This is a genomic window from Crocosphaera watsonii WH 8501, from assembly GCF_000167195.1.
Classification (GTDB): domain Bacteria; phylum Cyanobacteriota; class Cyanobacteriia; order Cyanobacteriales; family Microcystaceae; genus Crocosphaera; species Crocosphaera watsonii.
Genome location: NZ_AADV02000006.1, coordinates 102440 through 121744, shown reverse-complemented (window position 1 = coordinate 121744; position 19305 = coordinate 102440). Strand labels below are relative to the sequence as shown.

The window sequence follows — 19305 nt, the reverse complement described above, 5'->3', positions numbered from 1 at the left end:
AGAAAATCCTCATCTAATTTAGGGTTTGCTGAAAAAGTTTCTCCAAAATTTATGCCACTTTTGACCAAGAATTTTCTGACAAATCAATAAGTTTTAGTACATAAAAATTGTTTAAAGTATAATCAAAATTAATGAAAGGCGGTTTGATGAGTTCCCCTGTTCTATTATTAGTAAATAAGGACAAAAAAAGCGACAAAAACTGCCTCAGAAGTTTAGAAAGATTGACAACTAAAAATGTAATAGCAATAGATGTAATGGAGGTTTCAGGGAGTTTTGTCATCACGAGATTTAGGCTAAATCTTCGTTTAGCTTGTCCAAACTTTCCCTCAATAGCATTACGGAAGCATTCATCGGAGTGGGCTTGTTTCTTTTCTTCTTCACTGACATTTTTCGGAGGTCTTCCTAACTTCGGACCACTGATTCTTATCCCTCTTTCCTTACACCAATTTCTGTTTTCCCTAGTTCGATAAATTTTATCTACATGGACGGATTCGGGATAATAGCCAAACGTTTCTTTATACTTTTCTACTTGTTCTTTTAAATGACAAGATTCATTGAAGTTTTCCCAACTTATTTTGTCTAGAAACACATAGTTATCTACACAGCTTACTGAGAGTTTAGCTCCAAACTCTATTGGTTTTCCTACTTTTCCCCTCACTATTGGACGAATATGCGGTTGAGTTAAACTTACAATTCTTTGAGGAACACTCTGGGTCTTATTCTCCCACATTGACTGTTGTTGTTCATAAAATTTTTTGATAGTCTCTAGACAATTTTTCTGTCTTTTACTCAGATTTTCCAAGGAAGCCCCAGCTTGAATTAAGTCTTCTATATTTCCTAAATTTTTCTTAAGGTATTTTAACTGTTTCCCGATAGCTTTTCTTCTTTCTTGATAAGATACTTTTCGTTTTTTAGCTACTTTTAAGTATTCCTTTCTAGCAATTTTTCTAGAAGTTCTCGGCTTTTTTCTCAATTTTACTCTTAATGGTTTATAAAGATTATCTATTATTCTTTCTGTCTCAATTCTGGCTTGATTTAATATGCCTAAATCCGTTGGGTATTTGATGTCTGCTGGCGCACAAGTCGCATCTAAAATTAGTTTACCTTTATTTTTTATTTTTTCTCCTTTTTCTTGGAGACAATCCTTTTTTTTTACTTCTTTATCACTCTTGTCTATTTCTCTTTTTACTATTTTTTTATTGATTTTGTTTATCAATTCTCCATCAATTCTTTTCCTAAAATGAACTAGCATTGAAGATTCCAGTGGTGGCTCTTGTTGATAACAATTTAAACCTATAAAGTATTGTAGATAGGGATTTTCTCTAATCTGTTCTATAGTTTCTTTATCACTTGTTCCTAATTTTTCCTTAATAATTCATGTCCCTAATGCCATTCTAAATAGTTTGGCTGGCGCACCTTTTTCTGCTGAAAAAAGTTTAGCATATTCTTCCTCAAAATCATCCCAAGGTATCAACTCTGCCATGATTACCCAACGATTATTGGGGGACAATTTACCCTCGAAAGGTAATTCAAATTTTTCTGGGGGCGGTAAAGGTTGCTCCTCTTTTCGATACATTTGTTCTTGACCAACAACTGGGAGGTGTTTCTACCAATTATAGCGGTTTGTAGCCGACAAAGCTGATCTTTTTTGCGATCGCGAATATGGGTGTAACCTTTTAAAGAATAGGGTTTTGCTTTTATTCAGCAAACCCTAATTAAAGATAAAATAGAAAAGTTCGTAATGAAGGCTAAAGCCTTCATGATGACTATGTTTTTCGTCTGTTAGGACTAACTACAAACTTACGTTATTAATTGATTCTTCGATCGCTTCTTGCCTTAATTCTTTACCAATGAAGACTAAACGGGTTTGTTTTAGTTCATCTTTGCGCCAGGGGCGATCGTAAAAATAATCGAAGCGATCGCCTACTCCTTGTAAGACTAACCGCATGGGTTTATTAGGAACATTAACAAAGCCTTTAATACGATAAATCTCGTTATCTTCTACTATTTTTGTTAAGGTTGTCACTAATTTTTTGGGATCATAAGCTTGTTCGAGGGTTATTTGTACCGAGTTAATATCATCGTCGTGATCGTGTTCTTCTTCGTGATCGTGATGAGAAGGACGGGTTTCTAAATTATCTTCTACAGCAGCATTAAACCCGAGTAAAATGTCAGGACTAATTTGACCGTGATCACAGGAAACAATTTTAACACCGGGACGTAATTCTTGAGATAACCAGGTTTTAATTTTGTTTAATTCTGTCTCTTCAACTAAGTCGCTTTTTGTTAGTAATACTAAGTCAGCACAAGCTAATTGATCCTCGAATAATTCTTCGATGGGGGTTTCGTGTTCGAGGTTGGGATCTGCTTCTCTTTGTGCCTCTAATGCCTCTAAGTCTCCTACTAAGGTACCGGAAGCTAACGCCTGACAATCAACTACTGTAACCACACCATCAACTGTAGCACTGTTACGAATATCTGGCCAACGAAAGGGTTGTATTAAGGGTTTGGGGAGAGCTAAACCGGAGGTTTCTATTAACATACAGTCGAGGGAGTCTCTTCGTTCTAGAAGTTGCTGCATGGTGGGATAAAATTCTTCTTGAACTGTGCAACAAAGACAGCCATTATTGAGTTCTATAATGTTTTCGTTGGGGTTATCTTCTTCGTCGCAAATTTGACAATCTTTGAGTAATTCTCCGTCGATACCTACTTCTCCAAACTCATTAACTAATACGGCAATGCGTCGCTTTTGATTATTTTGTAACAGATGACGAACTAATGTAGTTTTTCCTGCGCCTAAAAAGCCTGTAATTACTGTAACGGGGATCTTGTGCATTGATTAATTTTCCCTAGAATCTATTTTCCTGTTGAATCATATCATACTAAGTTGAGTTCAGAAATTATAGTAAGAATTGTTTAATATTTTTGATTATTTGAAAAACTTGATAAAATTCTTGATTGTTTCTTTTTGCTAAGGTTAATTTATCGGAAAGGTCGTATTGTTTATCTTGATGACTGACTTTGATAAAAATATAATCTTCTCCGTTGGTTACCAAACCAAAAATAGGGCTTTTTTGCTCAGTATTAGCCATCATATAAGTTAAAGCTTGAGGAATAGCTAAGGAAACATTGAAACCATACCTTTTTACGTGAGTTCGGAGTTAGGAGTTCGGAGTTAGGAGTTATGATTTTTTAAACGAGAGAATGAGAGTTTGGGACTTCTGATTTGAGTTAGTTTTCTGCAAATTTCCTTATATCGAACTCAGGTTTTTTGCTTCAATAACAATGACCAAAAATCATTCTTTAATAACTAAAGCGTCAATATAATATTAAGCTCCTACTAATTATTGATTATAACTTGGTTCCACAAATCTTACAATTATTAGCATCTCGATCATGAAATTTTAAGCCACAATGGGAACAAACTTGATTGCCTTGTTGAGTATTTTGTAAGGATTTTTGGGTTAATATACTAAGTTGCCAAGGTATTAAAAGAATACCAGAAAAAATCATAATTACAGTTAAAATCTTCCCTGCTTCTGACAGTGGTATAACATCGCCAAAACCAACAGTTGTCATAGTAAACACAGAAAAATATAAAGCGTCAAAAAATGTTTTAAAAACTTCTGGATTACTATAATGCTCTACTTGATAAATAGCTCCAGAATAGATAAAAACTAAGGAAAATATAATCAAAAATATTCTGACTAATATAATACCGTCTTCTGATTTTATTTTAAACAAAGATGTTTCAAATTTGATTAATCTCAATAGTCTTAAGATTCGAAACCAACGCAGAATACGAATGAAACGAATATCAATAAAACCTACAAATAAAGGTAAAATAGACAGTAAATCGATAAAAGAAAAAATACTGAAAATGAATTTAACCTTTGATTCTGCACACCAAAAACGGATTAAATATTCAATAGTAAATAAGCTTAAAATTACTCCATCTATTTTCCCTAATACTTTTAAAGTAGTATCATATAAAGGATAAGTTTCTATAACAAAAATCCCAGAAGATAATAAAATAAACCCCAGAATAATTAAATTTACTATAACTCCAATGGGGCTATTAAAATCATCTAAATAGTGGGATATTTTTTCTTTAAATGTGAAGTTTTGGGCTTCCATTGTCTGTTAGTTAAAAATTATCTTTCATTCCCCTAATTTGACCAAATACCCTAGCAGGATCATTCATTCCCGTTAAACTTTGTAAAGCGGGTTGATCCCATCGTAAAAATGGATTAGTTTTCTTTTCTTCCCCTAATAATGAAGGAACCGTTGCTTGCTGATTTTTACGAGCTTTGATTATCGCTTGATAACGGTTTTGTAACTCGTTATTATCCTGCTCAACGGTGACAGCAAATTTAAGATTACTTAGGGTATATTCGTGGGCGCACCAAACACGGGTATTATCGGGTAAGTTTCTCAGTTTAGTTAAGGAGTTAACCATCTGTGCCGGTGTCCCTTCAAATAGACGGCCACACCCTCCAGCAAAAATAGTATCCCCACAAAATAAATCACCTTTTCCTTCTGAATCATGAGGCGGAAAATAATAGGCAATATGTCCTCGAGTATGGCCAGGAACAAAATATACTTTAGCCATTTTTTCGGCAAATTTTACCGTATCTCCTTCTTCTAAAAAAACTTGTTGTCCTGGGATTCTTCCTTGATCTTCTTTGCCTCCATAAATACAAACATCGGGGAACTTTTTCATGAGTTTTTTATTAGCCCCAACATGATCGGCGTGGTGATGGGTGTTCAAAATAGCCACCAATTTTGCCCCTAATTCATCTAAGCACTTTAACACTGGTTTCGCCTCCGCCGGATCGACCACAGCAGCCGTGTTATTATGGGGATCATGTAACAGGAAAATGTAATTATCAGATAAAGCAGGTAAGCGTTTAATTTCCATAAAAATAATTGTTTACTTTCCTTGTATTTTATCAAGAATTCAGAAGTACAACCTGACTGCTATATTTTCAATGTATTATATTTGTATTTTTTATATAACGTTTTTCTCGCCATTTCCCAAAAAACGGTAACATAGATTACAAAACCCATCACAAACTGTTCAATACTACCACAGAATTATTGATAATCTTTCTCAATAATAAACGAGACAATGGGGTTGACAGACCATACTACTTTTTTATATAATAATGGACCGTGTTAGGTGTATGAGTAAAAAATATGTCTGCCTATAGGGTCTTTTCAGGTGGATTAGACAGTTTACCTATCTTTATAGCGCAAAGGTTTGATGAGTTAGATTTCGTGCGATCGCATCGCCTTCTTCGGTTGGGGCGTTGCAAATAAATTATCATTGATACAACAGATTGATGTGATTTACCAGTGAAACCCAACACCCCCTACATTGTCAGTATCAGGATTTTGTGGATGATAGGATTTTCAGGATGAGGTTATAGTGGTGGGATTTAGGGGATGAGGGGATAAGATGATAAAGTTCATTTTTCGATAAAAAGGAGCAATTGTTAGATGAAGATTGGCTTCCTACTCCATAGGGTAAGACCAACTATTTTGATGATGTAACTGAACTTGTTTTAACTGGCTTAAATTAGAAGATCCGGCGCAAAAAGTAGCAATTTTCAGGGTTTCTAATAAGATTGAGAACTTATCATAAACCGCTTGAGATTGATAGGTAGCAGCGTCTAATAGGGGGGCCGCACTGCCCACTAAAGTTGCTCCAAGGGCGATGGCTTTAGCAACATCGATACCGCTACGAATACCCCCACTAGCAAAGACTGGTAACTCTGGGACAGCTTTACGCACTTGCATCAAGGAAACTGCCGTAGGAATACCCCAACCGGCGAAACAATGGGCGATCTGACGACGACGGGGATCGCTTTCTCGGTATGCCTCAACCTCACTCCAACTGGTACCTCCAGCACCGGCAATATCGATGGCAGACACTCCACAGTCAGCTAAACGACGGGCTATTTTGCCACTGATGCCATTACCTACTTCTTTAGCGATGATGGGGACATCTAATTTAGTAGCCAGGGTTGCGATCTTGTTGTAGAGTCCTTTCCAGTTGCGATCGCCTTCTGCTTGGACAGCTTCTTGTAGGGGGTTGAGATGGAGGATCAAAGCATCGGCCTCGATCATGTCTACGGCTTTTTTGGCTTCATCGATACCATAACCATAATTAAGCTGTACTGCCCCTAAGTTAGCAAACAATAAAATATCGGGTGCAACTCCTCGTATTTGATAAGTTTTACCTAAGTTTGGCTGTTCAATCCCTGCACGTTGGGAACCTACCCCCATAGCAATACCCAAAGCTTGTGCTGTTTCTGCTAAATTTAAGTTGATAAAATGGGCATTATCTGTGCCTCCTGTCATGCTACTGATGAGTAAAGGAGCTTGTAGAGTTTTGCCCCAAACTTGTAAGCTGAGGTCAACTTCATCGAGATCCACGTCAGGAAGGGCATCATGTTCCATGAAAAATTGTTCAAACCCTGTGGTGATGCCTTTACCTGTCACATCTTTTTCTAGAACAATGTTGATATGATCCGCTTTTCTGTTTTCGATTAAAGTAGGAGATTCGTTAACAGGGTGAGACATGGGTTAAAGTAGGGTAGATCGGGTTCTTAGGTTATCTTAGCAAAAAAGAGCTATTGAGTAGAGATTGAAAATGTTTGATGATTTACAAAAGTCTTTTCCTCAATATTGGACGGGAATTTTTCTGAGATTTTTGTCTATTTATTTAGTTTATGGTGCCTTGGTACATTGTAGCAACATTTTAAGTAATGGTGATGTTTCTTGGTGGGAAACACCGCTTCATTGGCGAATAATGGATATTATTTTACTAATTTTTGATGTCATTATTGCCATTAGTCTTTGGTTTTACTCTTTTTCTGGAATCATTGCTTTTTTCGTTGGCATTATTCTTTTACAAATTATTCCTTATACCCTATTTCGTCAGTATTTTATCACTAAACCAGAGGACATAGAAACTTTAAATGGTTTAGTGGGTACTGAAATACTTTTGATGACAGTGTTAATTATTTTAATTGTGACTAGAAAATGAATATTACTGAAATTATTGATAGGTTACGTCAACTAACACAAGTTACTGTACAACATAACTGGTTAGGGACTTCTGAAGAAATAGACATTAATGATATTCGTTTTGATAACTTACAATCAATTACAGCTAATGAGAAAGGATATTTAACCTGGGAAGCAGGAAGTCAGGTTAAATGGTTAGTTCAAAAAATCGTTATTCCTGAACAATTAAACGGTTATCCTTTAGAAAAACTATCTTTAAGATTATCTCTGGTTTGGTGGGCAGAAATAGCACAAATTTTTGTCAATGGTAAGTTGGTACAAGAGGGAGACTTATTTGACTGTTTAGCTAGAGTTTTATTAACCTCTTCTGCTCAGATAGGACAAGAATTTTTAGTATGTTTACGGTTAGTCAGTCCTAGTCATGATATTGGGGCGTTAATGAAGTCACAGTTAATATATGAAAGTGATTATAATGCTATTGATCCTGGATTCATTGCTGATGAGCTTGCTGTTTTATTTAACTATTTATCGACATTTTACCCTGAAAATTTAGAGTTTCTAGAAGAAACAGTTAATAATCTTAATTGGAATTATGTGGATCTTGCTGACAAGTTTAATGAGGAACTAATACAACTCAGGAAACAGTTACAACCTTTCAGTTATCTCATCAAACAACGAAAATTTAATATTGTTGGTCACGCTCATTTAGACATGGCTTGGTTATGGAAAGTAGACGAAACTTGGGAAGTAGCAGAACGAACTTTTAGCTCAGTTATCAACTTACAACAGGAATTTAATTCCCTGACATTTTGCCATACAACCCCTGTTCTTTACGAATGGGTAGAAAAAAATCGTCCAGAGCTTTTTAAACAGATTCAAGACTCATATAAAGTAGGTACATGGGAAATTTTAGGAGGGATGTGGGTAGAACCAGAGGTTAATTTAGTATCAGGAGAATCTTTGGTTAGACAGCTTCTATATGGACAAAAATATATCCAAGAAAAATTTGGCACTATCACAGAAGTTGCTTGGCTACCTGACAGTTTTGGATTTTGTTTACAGTTACCGCAAATTTTCAAACAAAGTGGCATTAACTATTTTGTTACAGGTAAACTACACTGGAACAATACTGTAGAATTTCCCTATGGTGCCTTTTGGTGGCGATCTCTTGATGGCACAGAATTATTAACCGTAATGTCTCCCCCAAATGTAGAGGGTGTGATGACAACCCATCCTATTCCTATGACAAACTATAGTGTGAAATGGGAACAACAAACGGGGTTACAAGAAATATTATGGATACCAGGAGTTGGAGATCATGGTGGTGGTCCCACCCGTGACATGATAGAAGTTAGTCAACGGTGGAAACAGTCTCCTTTTTTCCCTCAAGTTAATTTTACAACTGCTAAAAATTATCTTGATAAGGTTAAACATACTGTTGAAAATGGGTTAAAAATTCCTGTATGGGATGATGAACTCTATTTAGATTTACATCGGGGATGTTATACTACCCACGCTGACCAAAAATATTATAATCGTCGTAGTGAAGACTTATTATATCAAGCAGAGTTATGGTCATGTTTAGCGGCCATGATTGAAAGTAAACCTATGGATGATGAAGTCAAAAGTAACATAGAGTTTGCTTGGAAAAAAGTCTTATTTAATCAATTTCATGACATCTTGCCTGGAACCTCTATTACCGATGTTTTTATACAAGCTAACCAAGACTGGGAAGAAGTGCAAATTATAGGAAATAATATCTTAAAATCTGCTTTTAAAAAAATAATGTCTTGGATTGTAATTCCTTCTATATCTAAACTTAAGGCGAAACCGATTATTATTTTTAACTCTCTTAACTGGGAGCGTTCGGAAATAGTAGAAATTGATTATATGGATAATAATTATGAAATTTATGACTTAGAAGAGAATAAGTTAGTTACTCAAGTGTCCCATGATAATAAGCTTCTATTTGTGGCTGAGAATATCCCTTCTATTGGTTATGGTGTTTTTTATCTAGTCCCTAATGATAAAGAAAGAGAGAAAGAAGAAATATTACAACAAAATGAAACTATTTTAGAGAATGAATATCTGAAAGTAATAATCAATGCTAAGACTGGAAATATTGATAGTATCTATGATAAAAATAATCAATTAGAGATTTTAAAAAGAGAAGGAAATAAATTACAAAGCTTTCAGGATAAAGGACAATATTGGGATGCGTGGAATATTGATCCAAATTATAATAGTTATCCCTTACCATGTCCTAAGTTAATATCTATAGAAACCTTAGAAGTGGGTCCTATACAATGGAAAGTGAGAGTTATCAGAAAAATGGGTGACTCCGAGTTTACTCAAGATTATGTATTGCAGAAAAAATCAGCAATTTTGCAAATAAAAACTAAAGTTGACTGGCAAGAAAAATATGTTTTAGTTAAAGCAGCATTTCCATTTAATTTAACAGCAGAATATAGTAGCTATGAAATTCCTTTTGGAACTATTCAACGGTCAAACTGTCCAAAAACACCATATCAAAAAGCTAAATGGGAAGTACCAGCATTACGATGGGCAGATTTAACCGATAATAGTAAAAACTATGGAGTTAGCTTATTAAATGACTGTAAATATGGCTATGATAGTCAAAGCGATCGCCTAAGACTTACCCTATTAAAAAGTCCCCGATGGCCTGATCCAACTTGTGACATTGGAAAACAGGAATTTACCTATGCTATCTATCCCCATCAAGGAAGTTGGCAAGAAGCAAAAACAGTACAAAAAGCCCGTGAGTTGAATATTCCCTTACAGGTAGTAATTACTGATAATAAAAAAAATAATAAAGGAACATTGCCCCCTGTATTTTCAGGGTTAAATATACCAGCAGAAAACTTAATTATCTCTGCATTGAAACCAGCAGAAGAAGAGGGAAAAGATAACTATATTCTACGCTGTTATGAATGTGAAGGAAAAGCAGCTACAATGGAAATAGAAAGTGATTTAAACCTAAAATTAGGTCAAGGAAGAAACTTATTAGAAGAAGCAACGAATGATGAGCAGAAAATTCAACCCTGGAAAATTGTAACTTTTGACCTAAAAAAAGAATAGCGATCGCTAGTAAAATAAAAACCAAATGAGTCCAACTTATGTTATAATAGTTAGTCTATTTTCCAGTTAATTTAACAAGGCCGATACCACCAAAATATAATCCTAAAACAGCCCCTGCTAATAAAGATTGAGTTAAGGGATCGGTAGAAGGAGTTAAAATTGCACCCAAAATAACCGAGCCTAAAACAATCACACGCCATCCCTTTAACATCTGATTTGAAGAGACAATACCCAACTGTCCTAAAATTAATTGAATCACAGGAATTTGGAAAGCAATACCCGTACTAAACATTAATAATAGAACAAACTCAAAATAGCGATCAATGGACCAAGATTGTTCAACAACATCGCCCCCGTAGGTGATAAAAAAGTTTAACGCAGCCGGAATTAAAGCCCAATAAGAAAAACCAATTCCCGCAAAAAATAAGACACTCGATCCTAAAATCACAGGGCCCAATAGAAGACGTTCCCCACGGGTTAACCCTGGTAAAACAAACTGAATAATCTGATAAAGAATAAAAGGACTCGCCACCAATAAACCGCTATAACCAGCCACTTTAATCGAGACAAAAAAGAACTCACCAGGGGCTAACTGTAAAAACTTGACTCCTTGAGCCGGAACTTCTAACCATCGGACCAAGGGTTTAACCACCAGGAAACAACCAACCATACCCACCGCCACTGCAATTAAAGAGTAAAAAATACGCATCCGCAGTTCTTCGAGATGGTCAAACAAAGACATTTCTACCTCATTGGGTATTTCGTTGAGATAGGCTTCCTTTTCAACATCGGTACGGGGTTGACTATTGGTTTGGGTCATAACTTGGCTAGGGTGGTTTGATCATTACCTATTGTAGAAAAAAATGGTCAGTTTCTGTAACCACTACGAGATTAAATCAAAAGAAATTACGAGATCGCGTCCTTCTTGTTTAGTTTTATATAAAGCTAAGTCAGCATTTTGTAATAATTGTTTAGGTTCTTCTCCATGTAATTATCTCATCAAAGAAAGGTAGTAATACTCAGAATAGTTGCTCTGTTTCTCTTAACTTATTCTTAACAAAAGAGTTAATTAATGGTATAATCTATTTGAATTGTTTTGTATTTATTGAAACCCATTATTAACTTAAACCCCTGTGATTAGCTACTTAAAAGGCATTCCTATCGAAGTTATCAAAAATACCAATAATCGGATAATATTGGTCTTAGAAGTGAATAAAATCGGCTATGAATTGCAAATACCCTCAAAATTAGCGCGAGATATTTCTCAATATGATTTAGAAAATATTCAGGTTTTTACTTATTTACAAATAAAAGAGGATCAGCAAATTTTATACGGGTTTTCTACTACTGCCGAACGGGAATTATTCCGTCAACTGATAAGTGTTAGTGGTATTGGCGCACAATCAGCCATTGCCTTAATAGATACTCTAGGGTTAGAAGAATTAGTACAAGCTATCGTCACTGGAAATATTAGAACATTATCTCAAACCCCAGGAGTGGGTAAAAAAACCGCAGAGAGAATTGCTTTAGAATTGAGAACAAAACTATCACAATGGCGAAAACTGGTAGGGGGAACCGTTGCTTCTTCTTCTGCCATGCCATCTTTGGATATTTTAGAAGATATTGAGATGACCTTGTTAGCTTTAGGGTATACTAATGAAGAGATAAACAAAGCTGTTTCTACCTTAAGTCAAGATAATCTGATGCTCAAAAATACCAGTACAGAAGAATGGATAAAAGAAGTGATCGCTTGGTTAAGTCAGTAAAAAACTATCGATTATAAACCATTATCAACCATGTCATTATCAAAAATACAACAACTAGAAAAGTACACAATTAAACATCCTCAAGAAGTATTATTAATAACAGTTGTTATTGAGGAAGAAAAGGATAAAGTAATGATTTTTAAAGGATTTTCTAGTTCTTTAATGGGTTCGACAGAATTCAATGCCGAGATTCCCCTGATTTCAGAAACAGCAGAAATTATTAGTATTGATCGCCTTCAAAGTCCTTATAACCCGCAAGAGCCTAAATATATTGAAAAAGGATTAACCTGGGAAAAAATGGAAAACTTATTCTAAGCTAACGACTTGGCATCCCCCAGAAATTTTGTGGTACAGAGGCTCTGATAAAAAATATTTACCCATTTTTCTAAGTTTGTGATATTTTGTAAAGAAGGACAAAACAAGTCTTTGCTAATCCCGGATTTCTCACAAATTAATTTGAAAGCCCAATCCAGAGATGAAAAATGATGATTTTTAGGACTAATAGAAATTTTGAATATAGATGAATAAAAAAATTGACTTTGATTATCCAAAAATTGAGTTTAAGAGGGAATAATTAGGGTTTGCTGAATAAAAGCAAAACCCTATTCTTTAAAAGGTTACACCCATATTCGCGATCGCAAAAAAGATCAGCTTTGTCGGCTACAAACCGCTATAATTGGTAGAAACACCTCCCAGTTGTTGGTCAAGAACAAATGTATCGAAAAGAGGAGCAACCTTTACCGCCCCCAGAAAAATTTGAATTACCTTTCGAGGGCAAATTGTCCCCCAATAATCGTTGGGTAATCATGGCAGAGTTGATACCTTGGGATGATTTTGAGGAAGAATATGCTAAACTTTTTCAGCAGAAAAAGGTGCGCCAGCCAAACTATTTAGAATGGCATTAGGGACATTAATTATTAAGGAAAAATTAGGAACAAGTGATAGAGAAACTATAGAACAGATTAGAGAAAATCCCTATCTACAATACTTTATAGGTTTAAATTGTTATCAACAAGAGCCACCACTGGAATCTTCAATGCTAGTTCATTTTAGGAAAAGAATTGATGGAGAATTGATAAACAAAATCAATAAAAAAATAGTAAAAAGAGAAATAGACAAGAGTGATAAAGAAGTAAAAAAAAAGGATTGTCTCCAAGAAAAAGGAGAAAAAATAAAAAATAAAGGTAAACTAATTTTAGATGCGACTTGTGCGCCAGCAGACATCAAATACCCAACGGATTTCGGCATATTAAATCAAGCCAGAATTGAGACAGAAAGAATAATAGATAATCTTTATAAACCATTAAGAGTAAAATTGAGAAAAAAGCCGAGAACTTCTAGAATAATTGCTAGAAAGGAATACTTAAAAGTAGCTAAAAAACGAAAAGTATCTTATCAAGAAAGAAGAAAAGCTATCGGGAAACAGTTAAAATACCTTAAGAAAAATTTAGGAAATATAGAAGACTTAATTCAAGCTGGGGCTTCCCTGGAAAATCTGAGTAAAAGACAGAAAAATTGTCTAGAGACTATCAAAAAAGTTTATGAACAACAACAGTCAATGTGGGAGAATAAGACCCAGAGTGTTCCTCAAAGAATTGTAAGTTTAACTCAACCGCATATTCGTCCAATAGTGAGGGGAAAAGCAGGAAAACCAATAGAGTTTGGAGCTAAACTCTCAGTAAGCTGTGTAGATAACTATGTGTTTCTAGACAAAATAAGTTGGGAAAACTTCAATGAATCTTGTCATTTTAAAGAACAAGTAGAAAAGTATAAAGAAACGTTTGGCTATTATCCCGAATCCGTCCATGTAGATAAAATTTATCGAACTAGGGAAAACAGAAATTGGTGTAAGGAAAGAGGGATAAGAATCAGTGGTCCGAAGTTAGGAAGACCTCCGAAAAATGTCAGTGAAGAAGAAAAGAAACAAGCCCACTCCGATGAATGCTTCCGTAATGCTATTGAGGGAAAGTTTGGACAAGCTAAACGAAGATTTAGCCTAAATCTCGTGATGACAAAACTCCCTGAAACCTCCATTACATCTATTGCTATTACATTTTTAGTTGTCAATCTTTCTAAACTTCTGAGGCAGTTTTTGTCGCTTTTTTTGTCCTTATTTACTAACAATAGAACAGGGGAACTCATCAAACCGCCTTTCATTAATTTTGATTATACTTTAAACAATTTTTATGTACTAAAACTTATTGATTTGTCAGAAAATTCTTGGTCAAAGGTGGCATAAATTTTGGAGAAACTTTTTCAGCAAACCCTAATTAGGCACCGAAAAGATAACAAAAGTGATCAAGGGTTTACTTTACTAGAATTATTAATTTCTGGCATCATTGTTGGCATTTTATCTACCCTTGCTATACCTGCTTATGTGGCAACTGTTGATAAATTTCACTATGCAGAAGCTAAAATACAGATGAGTTGTGTTAAGCGAGAATTAGAGGTTTTTAGAATGGAAAGAGGCTATTTTCCTGACGATGTTAATCCTAATAGAGTACCAGTGGGAATAGAATGTTTTATGAGAAGAGAGACCAACCTAACTCCTTATGATTCCCTGTACGACTATGAAAATTGGTCAACGAATGGAGCTTGTGTCATCAAAATCACTTTTTTTGGCAAAGATAAACGAAGAAACTCCAGTGTAAATGCCACAAGTCTCAGTTTTCACCAACAAGCAGGATTTTACAATGACAGAGAGAGAGATAGAGATAGTGATGATTTGTATTTAAGTTTAGGATTGCAACCCTCAGAGGTTTGTGAACAGTAAGAGTGGTTATAATCAAGTAAAAGATACCAGAACTAAAGACTAGAATGATTCGTTGGATTTTAAGTTTACTGATTATTTTATTAACCTGGACAAGTGTAACAGGCACGGGATTAGCGCAAACTCAAGATAATCCTCCTCTGACAGAAGAACAACTAGAAGAAGGTCAATCCATTGCCAAAAAAGCTATAGCAGCTACAGAAAATGGAAATTTTGCCCAAGCAGAGACTTATTGGACTCAGTTAGTTGAGACATTTCCCAGCAACCCGGCTGCTTGGAGTAACCGAGGCAATGCTCGTGTAAGTCAAAATAAATTAGAAGCCGCCATCGCTGATTTTAACCAAGCCATTGAACTTGCCCCAGAGGCCGCCGATCCTTATCTCAACCGAGGAACTGCCCTGGAAGCTCAAGGAAAATATGATGAGGCGATCGCTGATTATAATCGTGTCTTAGAACTTAACCCTGATGATGCTATGGCATATAATAATCGGGGTAATGCCAAAAGTGGAGAAGGTGAGTGGGAACAAGCTTTAACTGATTATCGCAAAGCCTCAGAAATAGCCCCCAATTTTGCCTTTGCCAGAGCTAATGCGGCCCTAGTTTATTATCAAATTGGAAAAACTGGCGAGGCTGTCAAAGAAATGCGTAATTTAGTGCGTAAATATCCTATGTTTCCCGATGTGAGGGCGGCTTTAACGGCGGTTTTATGGAATATTGGACAACAAGGAGAAGCCGAAAGCCATTGGGTGGCTGCTGTTGGCATGGATAACCGTTATCAGGATCTCGACTGGGTAAAAAATATCCGTCGTTGGCCACCGCAAATGGTTGCCGCTTTGGATAAGTTCCTTAATTTAAAATAAGACCAATTCAGCAATTAACAATTAACAATTATTGATTGTTAATTATTCGGTTATTAAGATAATAGGGTCTAAAACCTAGTTGCCTGAAGCGAACATTTTTTTGAGACTGAGCATAAATCTCCGTCTCAAAAATAACTTCTAACTCCTGACACTTTTTAAATACTTAAAAAATCATGGTTATCAATCGCTCTATCTTTCGCATTTCTCCTTTAATTCGTATCACCTTAGTTAGTTTATATATTTCCTTGACCGTTCCTTTACCGTTTTTAGCTGAGGTAACTAATGCTCCTGTTCCTTCTAATGTATTATGGATAGGGATATTTTTGGGTTTATTGGTTTTGGTGGGGGCGTTGAGCGAACGGGTTATTGTTAACGAAAGTCAAATTAAAGTAGTTTATCCTGTTTGGTTTTCTTCTTTTTTCCGCAAAGGATGGTCATTAAATTGGTCAGAGATTAAGGATTTAAAATTACGAACTACGGGACAAGGAGGTTTAGTTTATTATTTTGTTAGTGAAAATTCTCAGCAAGCTTATTTACTTCCTATGCGTATTGCGGGATTTTCCTATTTAGTCAATATTGTTACTGAAAAAACAGGGATTGATACCACTGATGTTCGCCCTCTTTCCCAACCTTGGATGTATTTAATTTTATTAGTCTGTACTCTATTTTTACTGTTAATGGATAGCTGGACAATTTGGACTGCAATGAATATCTAAACTCAGATTAGCAAGGTGGGCAATGCCCGCCCTACTGTAATTTAGCAAACAATTTTTATTTTTCAACTTTTACTCCCTTCCAAAAAGCCACATAATTTTTAATATTTTGGGCTTTTTCTTTAGGGGTTGGATAGTACCAAGCAGCATCCTTATTTTCTTGTCCATTGACTTCAATTGTGTAGTAAGTTGCTTCTCCTTTCCAGAAACAATTAGTACGGGTACTACTTTCCTTAAAATATTCTTTGTTAATGGAATCAGGAGGAAAATAGTAATTTCCTTCTACCATTTCGCATTGTTGACTGTCTGCTAAAATAACATCATTCCAGATTGCTTTTGCCATGTTTTATCTCTAATACTGTGCCATTATCTATTATGGAGGAAATGGGTTTTGTTGACAAGAATAAAAAATAGAATATTAATGCTACTCAAAAAAATTCCCACTCCATTTATAATTTGCAATAGTATTAGTATTCTGTTATTAATTTTGGTAATAATTTATGCTCAAAAATTTGCTCCACCTGTAGATGGTTTATTTATTCCTCCTGCAACACCTCGTTATCCAACGGCCGGTTTATTAACCCATACGTTTGAGGTATTGTGTTCTATCCCTCCTGTAATATGTGGGTTTACTTTTTTTATTATTAGACGGATCAATCCTAACAATAGTAATAACTTTTTCTTATTAGGTTCTACCATTTTAACCACGGGATTTTTTTTCAACGAAATTTATCGTACTCATATTATTCTACAATATTTTGATATTGCTAAATTAACCACCATTCGTGTTTACGGCGTTATTCTAATTGTTTATTTATCGTTGTTTTGGAAAACTTTGAGAGAGACACCATTAGGAATTATGATAACTGCATTTTCATTGATTATTATAGCAGTATTAATCGATTCTTTTTATTCCTATTTTCCTATGAAGTCTTTGTTAATTGAAGGTGTCCCTAAGCTATTGGGAATGATTAATTTTACTCTTTATTTTTGCCTAGTTTGTTATCAAACGATATTAAATACATGGAAAGAACTTGAATAGACCTGTCCCTTTAAAATTGAGTTTTAATATATAAATTCCAGATTCTAACTATTTTGACTTTTTAACCCGGCAGACTCAGACAGAGAATTATCAACGGGATCAGCTAGAGGAACTTCTTCTACTTCAGATAAGCGTTCTGCCGTTAATTCTTTAGAGGTTTTATTTCCTCCTGAGAGACGTTTGAGCAGTTTTGGACGAGGATCGTGTAAGAGGTAAGTAACTTCGTCTCCAGCTTGCCAAGTTTGAGCAGCTTGAACAACTTGTAAACTGCCTTGTCGCTTAATCAAAAGGGGTAATACCTCTCCTTCACGAATCAAAGCTTGAAAATGGGCTTGTTTAAAAGAGAATCCCTGTTCTTGAAAATTCGTGATACCTAACTTGAATTGATCTTCTGTTAGGTATTGATTCCACATTTTAATTAATTGTTGATCCACAAAGGCCGGACTAATATTAGTTTTATTAGTGTTCCCAGTTTTATTGGCGTTGTTGTCTTGAGGGGCATTACTAGGAAAGATAGCGAAGACTCTGGGGGGTTTAAATTCTTCTGTGGCCCTTTGAGCTAGCACTATGTTAACTTGGCCGTTGCTAGTCAAGGCCATGAAAGTTCCCATAGATTCTATGCCGGCTTCTTCCAGGACATCAGGATCAAGCGCACTACTTTGAAACACCGATAAACCTTGAGCTTCGGCCTGGGAGCAGGCTTCGGGATCTGTGTCGATTAATACCACCGATTCTCCCTGCTGCTCAAATAATCGTCCTAGTAATCGTCCCAGGGCATTACAGCCCACAATTACTGCTCCTGTCGCTTCCACTGCCGTAATTCTTAGTCCTTTGGCCACCCAACGGGCTGATAAACCCTGAATAAATACCGTCATCATAATAGTCAAGAAGACTAGGGCTTTAATAGAGTCACCGCCATTAATGCCTTTTTCAGTTAGTAAGATGGCGAATAGAGAAGCAACCGAAGCAGAAACAATTCCCCGTGGAGCAATCCAGCCTAAAAAAAACTTTTCTCGCCAATTGAGATCGCTATTGATGGTACACAAAGCAATACTAATGGGGCGTACCAGCCACATCAAAGCCAAAACCGCTAAAACGCTACCCCATCCCAAAGCAAAAATACTGTCAATAGAAAGATCCGCCGCCAAGAGAATAAATAGGACTGAGACACATAAAACTGTCAACTGTCCCTTAAAACGTCTTAATAACCGTTCATCGGGTATAGATGAAGCCCTCAGAACAATTCCTGCCACCACAGTAGCCATTAACCCCGATTCACTCAGGGTTAGTTGGGATAAACCAAACAATCCCCAAACCCCGGCCAATACCACTAAATTTCTCAATTCTTCTGAGAGGAAAAGAGTATTTTTCAGCAGAAAACCCAATAAAAATCCACTAATGCCCCCAATAATGGCACCAATGGTGAATCTTAGCAGTAAACCACTAAAAATTTCTACAGGTGTGGCATTACTATTAAGAATTGTATCGAGAACCACTACGGCTAAAATAGCCCCCACAGGGTCAATGAGAACCCCCTCGCTTTCCAAGAGGGTAGCCACTTTCCGTTCGACTTCTACTTGTTTGAGAAGGGGGCCAATAACCGTCGGTCCAGTAACTACTACCAAAGCCGCATAGAGAAAGGCGATGGACCAAGGAAATTCTGCTAACCAGTGGGCAGCCATACCACCACCCACCAGGGTAATTAAAGTTCCAAAAGTAACCAAATTACGAAGACTACCTGAGACTCGTCCTAAATCTTTTAATTCTAGGTTTAAGCCCCCTTCAAACAGAATAATGGCGACAGAAAGAGCCACTAATACCTCCAAACCTATTCCTAACTCCTGGGGGTTAAGAATATTTAGGCCATCGGCTCCGAGTATAATGCCGAATAGAAGCAAGAAGACAATGCTAGGAACCTTAAAAAATTCAGCAATGACTTGTGCGCTGATGCCTGCGAGAACAGCCATCACAATTTGCAGAGTAATTTCAAAGGATGCTTCCATAGGCTTATTGATGGCAA

The 19305-nt window shown here is 36.0% G+C and carries 17 protein-coding genes and 1 pseudogene; 9 read left to right on the top strand and 9 right to left on the bottom strand.

Annotated elements, in window-relative coordinates:
- Positions 1-49: 49 nt before the first annotated feature.
- The 6 genes and pseudogenes from CWATDRAFT_RS33450 to fni all read right to left on the bottom strand — a co-directional run bounded on the left by CWATDRAFT_RS33450 (position 50) and on the right by fni (position 6588).
- Positions 50-1576 (bottom strand): annotated as a pseudogene (locus tag CWATDRAFT_RS33450) (IS5-like element ISCwa2 family transposase).
- Positions 1577-1792: 216 nt separating this feature from the next.
- Positions 1793-2836 carry a cobalamin biosynthesis protein CobW gene (cobW, locus tag CWATDRAFT_RS11300; protein ID WP_007305133.1) on the bottom strand — a complete coding sequence of 348 codons (1044 nt, stop codon included), beginning with the start codon at positions 2834-2836 and terminating at the stop codon, positions 1793-1795.
- 64 nt (positions 2837-2900) lie between these two features.
- Positions 2901-3095: a hypothetical protein gene (locus CWATDRAFT_RS11295; protein ID WP_007305132.1), complete on the bottom strand. Its 195-nt coding sequence runs from the start codon at positions 3093-3095 to the stop codon at positions 2901-2903.
- 256 nt (positions 3096-3351) lie between these two features.
- Positions 3352-4137: an ion transporter gene (locus CWATDRAFT_RS11290; RefSeq protein WP_007305131.1), complete on the bottom strand. Its 786-nt coding sequence runs from the start codon at positions 4135-4137 to the stop codon at positions 3352-3354.
- A gap of 10 nt (positions 4138-4147) precedes the next feature.
- On the bottom strand, positions 4148-4921 hold the full coding sequence (gene gloB / locus CWATDRAFT_RS11285; RefSeq protein ID WP_007305130.1) for a hydroxyacylglutathione hydrolase: 774 nt from the start codon (positions 4919-4921) through the stop codon (positions 4148-4150).
- A 596-nt stretch (positions 4922-5517) separates the two neighbouring features.
- Entirely contained in the window at positions 5518-6588 is a 1071-nt protein-coding gene (gene fni / locus CWATDRAFT_RS11280) for a type 2 isopentenyl-diphosphate Delta-isomerase (RefSeq protein ID WP_007305129.1), read from the bottom strand.
- 70 nt (positions 6589-6658) lie between these two features.
- Between fni and CWATDRAFT_RS11275 the strand changes: the two genes are divergently transcribed.
- A complete protein-coding gene (locus CWATDRAFT_RS11275; RefSeq protein ID WP_007305128.1) occupies positions 6659-7054 on the top strand; it encodes a hypothetical protein in 396 nt (131 codons plus the stop codon).
- A complete protein-coding gene (locus tag CWATDRAFT_RS11270; protein ID WP_007305127.1) occupies positions 7051-10134 on the top strand; it encodes an alpha-mannosidase in 3084 nt (1027 codons plus the stop codon). Before CWATDRAFT_RS11275 ends, CWATDRAFT_RS11270 begins: the two co-directional genes overlap by 4 nt.
- A 55-nt stretch (positions 10135-10189) precedes the next feature.
- Here CWATDRAFT_RS11270 and tatC read toward each other — a convergent pair whose 3' ends face one another.
- Positions 10190-10954 carry a twin-arginine translocase subunit TatC gene (gene tatC, locus CWATDRAFT_RS11265; protein WP_007305126.1) on the bottom strand — a complete coding sequence of 255 codons (765 nt, stop codon included), beginning with the start codon at positions 10952-10954 and terminating at the stop codon, positions 10190-10192.
- Between the two features lie 313 nt (positions 10955-11267).
- Between tatC and ruvA the strand changes: the two genes are divergently transcribed.
- The 6 genes from ruvA to CWATDRAFT_RS11225 all read left to right on the top strand — a co-directional run bounded on the left by ruvA (position 11268) and on the right by CWATDRAFT_RS11225 (position 16246).
- Positions 11268-11900, top strand: coding sequence for a Holliday junction branch migration protein RuvA (gene ruvA, locus CWATDRAFT_RS11260; RefSeq protein ID WP_007305125.1), 633 nt, complete (start codon positions 11268-11270; stop codon positions 11898-11900).
- 30 nt (positions 11901-11930) lie between these two features.
- The gene (locus CWATDRAFT_RS11255; protein ID WP_007305124.1) at positions 11931-12215 is read left to right on the top strand and encodes a DUF7734 family protein; all 285 of its coding nucleotides are present in this window, start codon (positions 11931-11933) and stop codon (positions 12213-12215) included.
- 398 nt (positions 12216-12613) lie between these two features.
- A protein-coding gene (locus CWATDRAFT_RS33445; protein WP_085961748.1) for an IS5-like element ISCwa2 family transposase occupies positions 12614-14139 on the top strand; the annotation gives its coding sequence in 2 pieces (ribosomal slippage) (positions 12614-12755 and positions 12755-14139; 1527 coding nt in all).
- 3 nt (positions 14140-14142) lie between these two features.
- Entirely contained in the window at positions 14143-14673 is a 531-nt protein-coding gene (locus tag CWATDRAFT_RS11235; protein WP_007305122.1) for a type II secretion system protein, read from the top strand.
- 44 nt (positions 14674-14717) lie between these two features.
- The gene (locus CWATDRAFT_RS11230) at positions 14718-15530 is read left to right on the top strand and encodes a tetratricopeptide repeat protein (RefSeq protein ID WP_007305121.1); all 813 of its coding nucleotides are present in this window, start codon (positions 14718-14720) and stop codon (positions 15528-15530) included.
- A 173-nt stretch (positions 15531-15703) separates the two neighbouring features.
- Positions 15704-16246 carry a hypothetical protein gene (locus tag CWATDRAFT_RS11225; protein WP_007305120.1) on the top strand — a complete coding sequence of 181 codons (543 nt, stop codon included), beginning with the start codon at positions 15704-15706 and terminating at the stop codon, positions 16244-16246.
- A gap of 55 nt (positions 16247-16301) precedes the next feature.
- On the opposite strand, the gene CWATDRAFT_RS11220 is transcribed toward CWATDRAFT_RS11225, so the two are convergent.
- The gene (locus tag CWATDRAFT_RS11220) at positions 16302-16586 is read right to left on the bottom strand and encodes a DUF427 domain-containing protein (protein ID WP_007305119.1); all 285 of its coding nucleotides are present in this window, start codon (positions 16584-16586) and stop codon (positions 16302-16304) included.
- A 78-nt stretch (positions 16587-16664) separates the two neighbouring features.
- On the opposite strand from CWATDRAFT_RS11220, the gene CWATDRAFT_RS11215 reads away from it, so the two are divergent.
- Positions 16665-17285, top strand: a complete 621-nt coding sequence (locus tag CWATDRAFT_RS11215; protein ID WP_007305118.1) for a hypothetical protein — start codon at positions 16665-16667, stop codon at positions 17283-17285.
- Between the two features lie 44 nt (positions 17286-17329).
- On the opposite strand, the gene CWATDRAFT_RS11210 is transcribed toward CWATDRAFT_RS11215, so the two are convergent.
- Positions 17330-19288 carry a cation:proton antiporter gene (locus CWATDRAFT_RS11210; protein ID WP_007305117.1) on the bottom strand — a complete coding sequence of 653 codons (1959 nt, stop codon included), beginning with the start codon at positions 19286-19288 and terminating at the stop codon, positions 17330-17332.
- Positions 19289-19305: the final 17 nt, after the last annotated feature.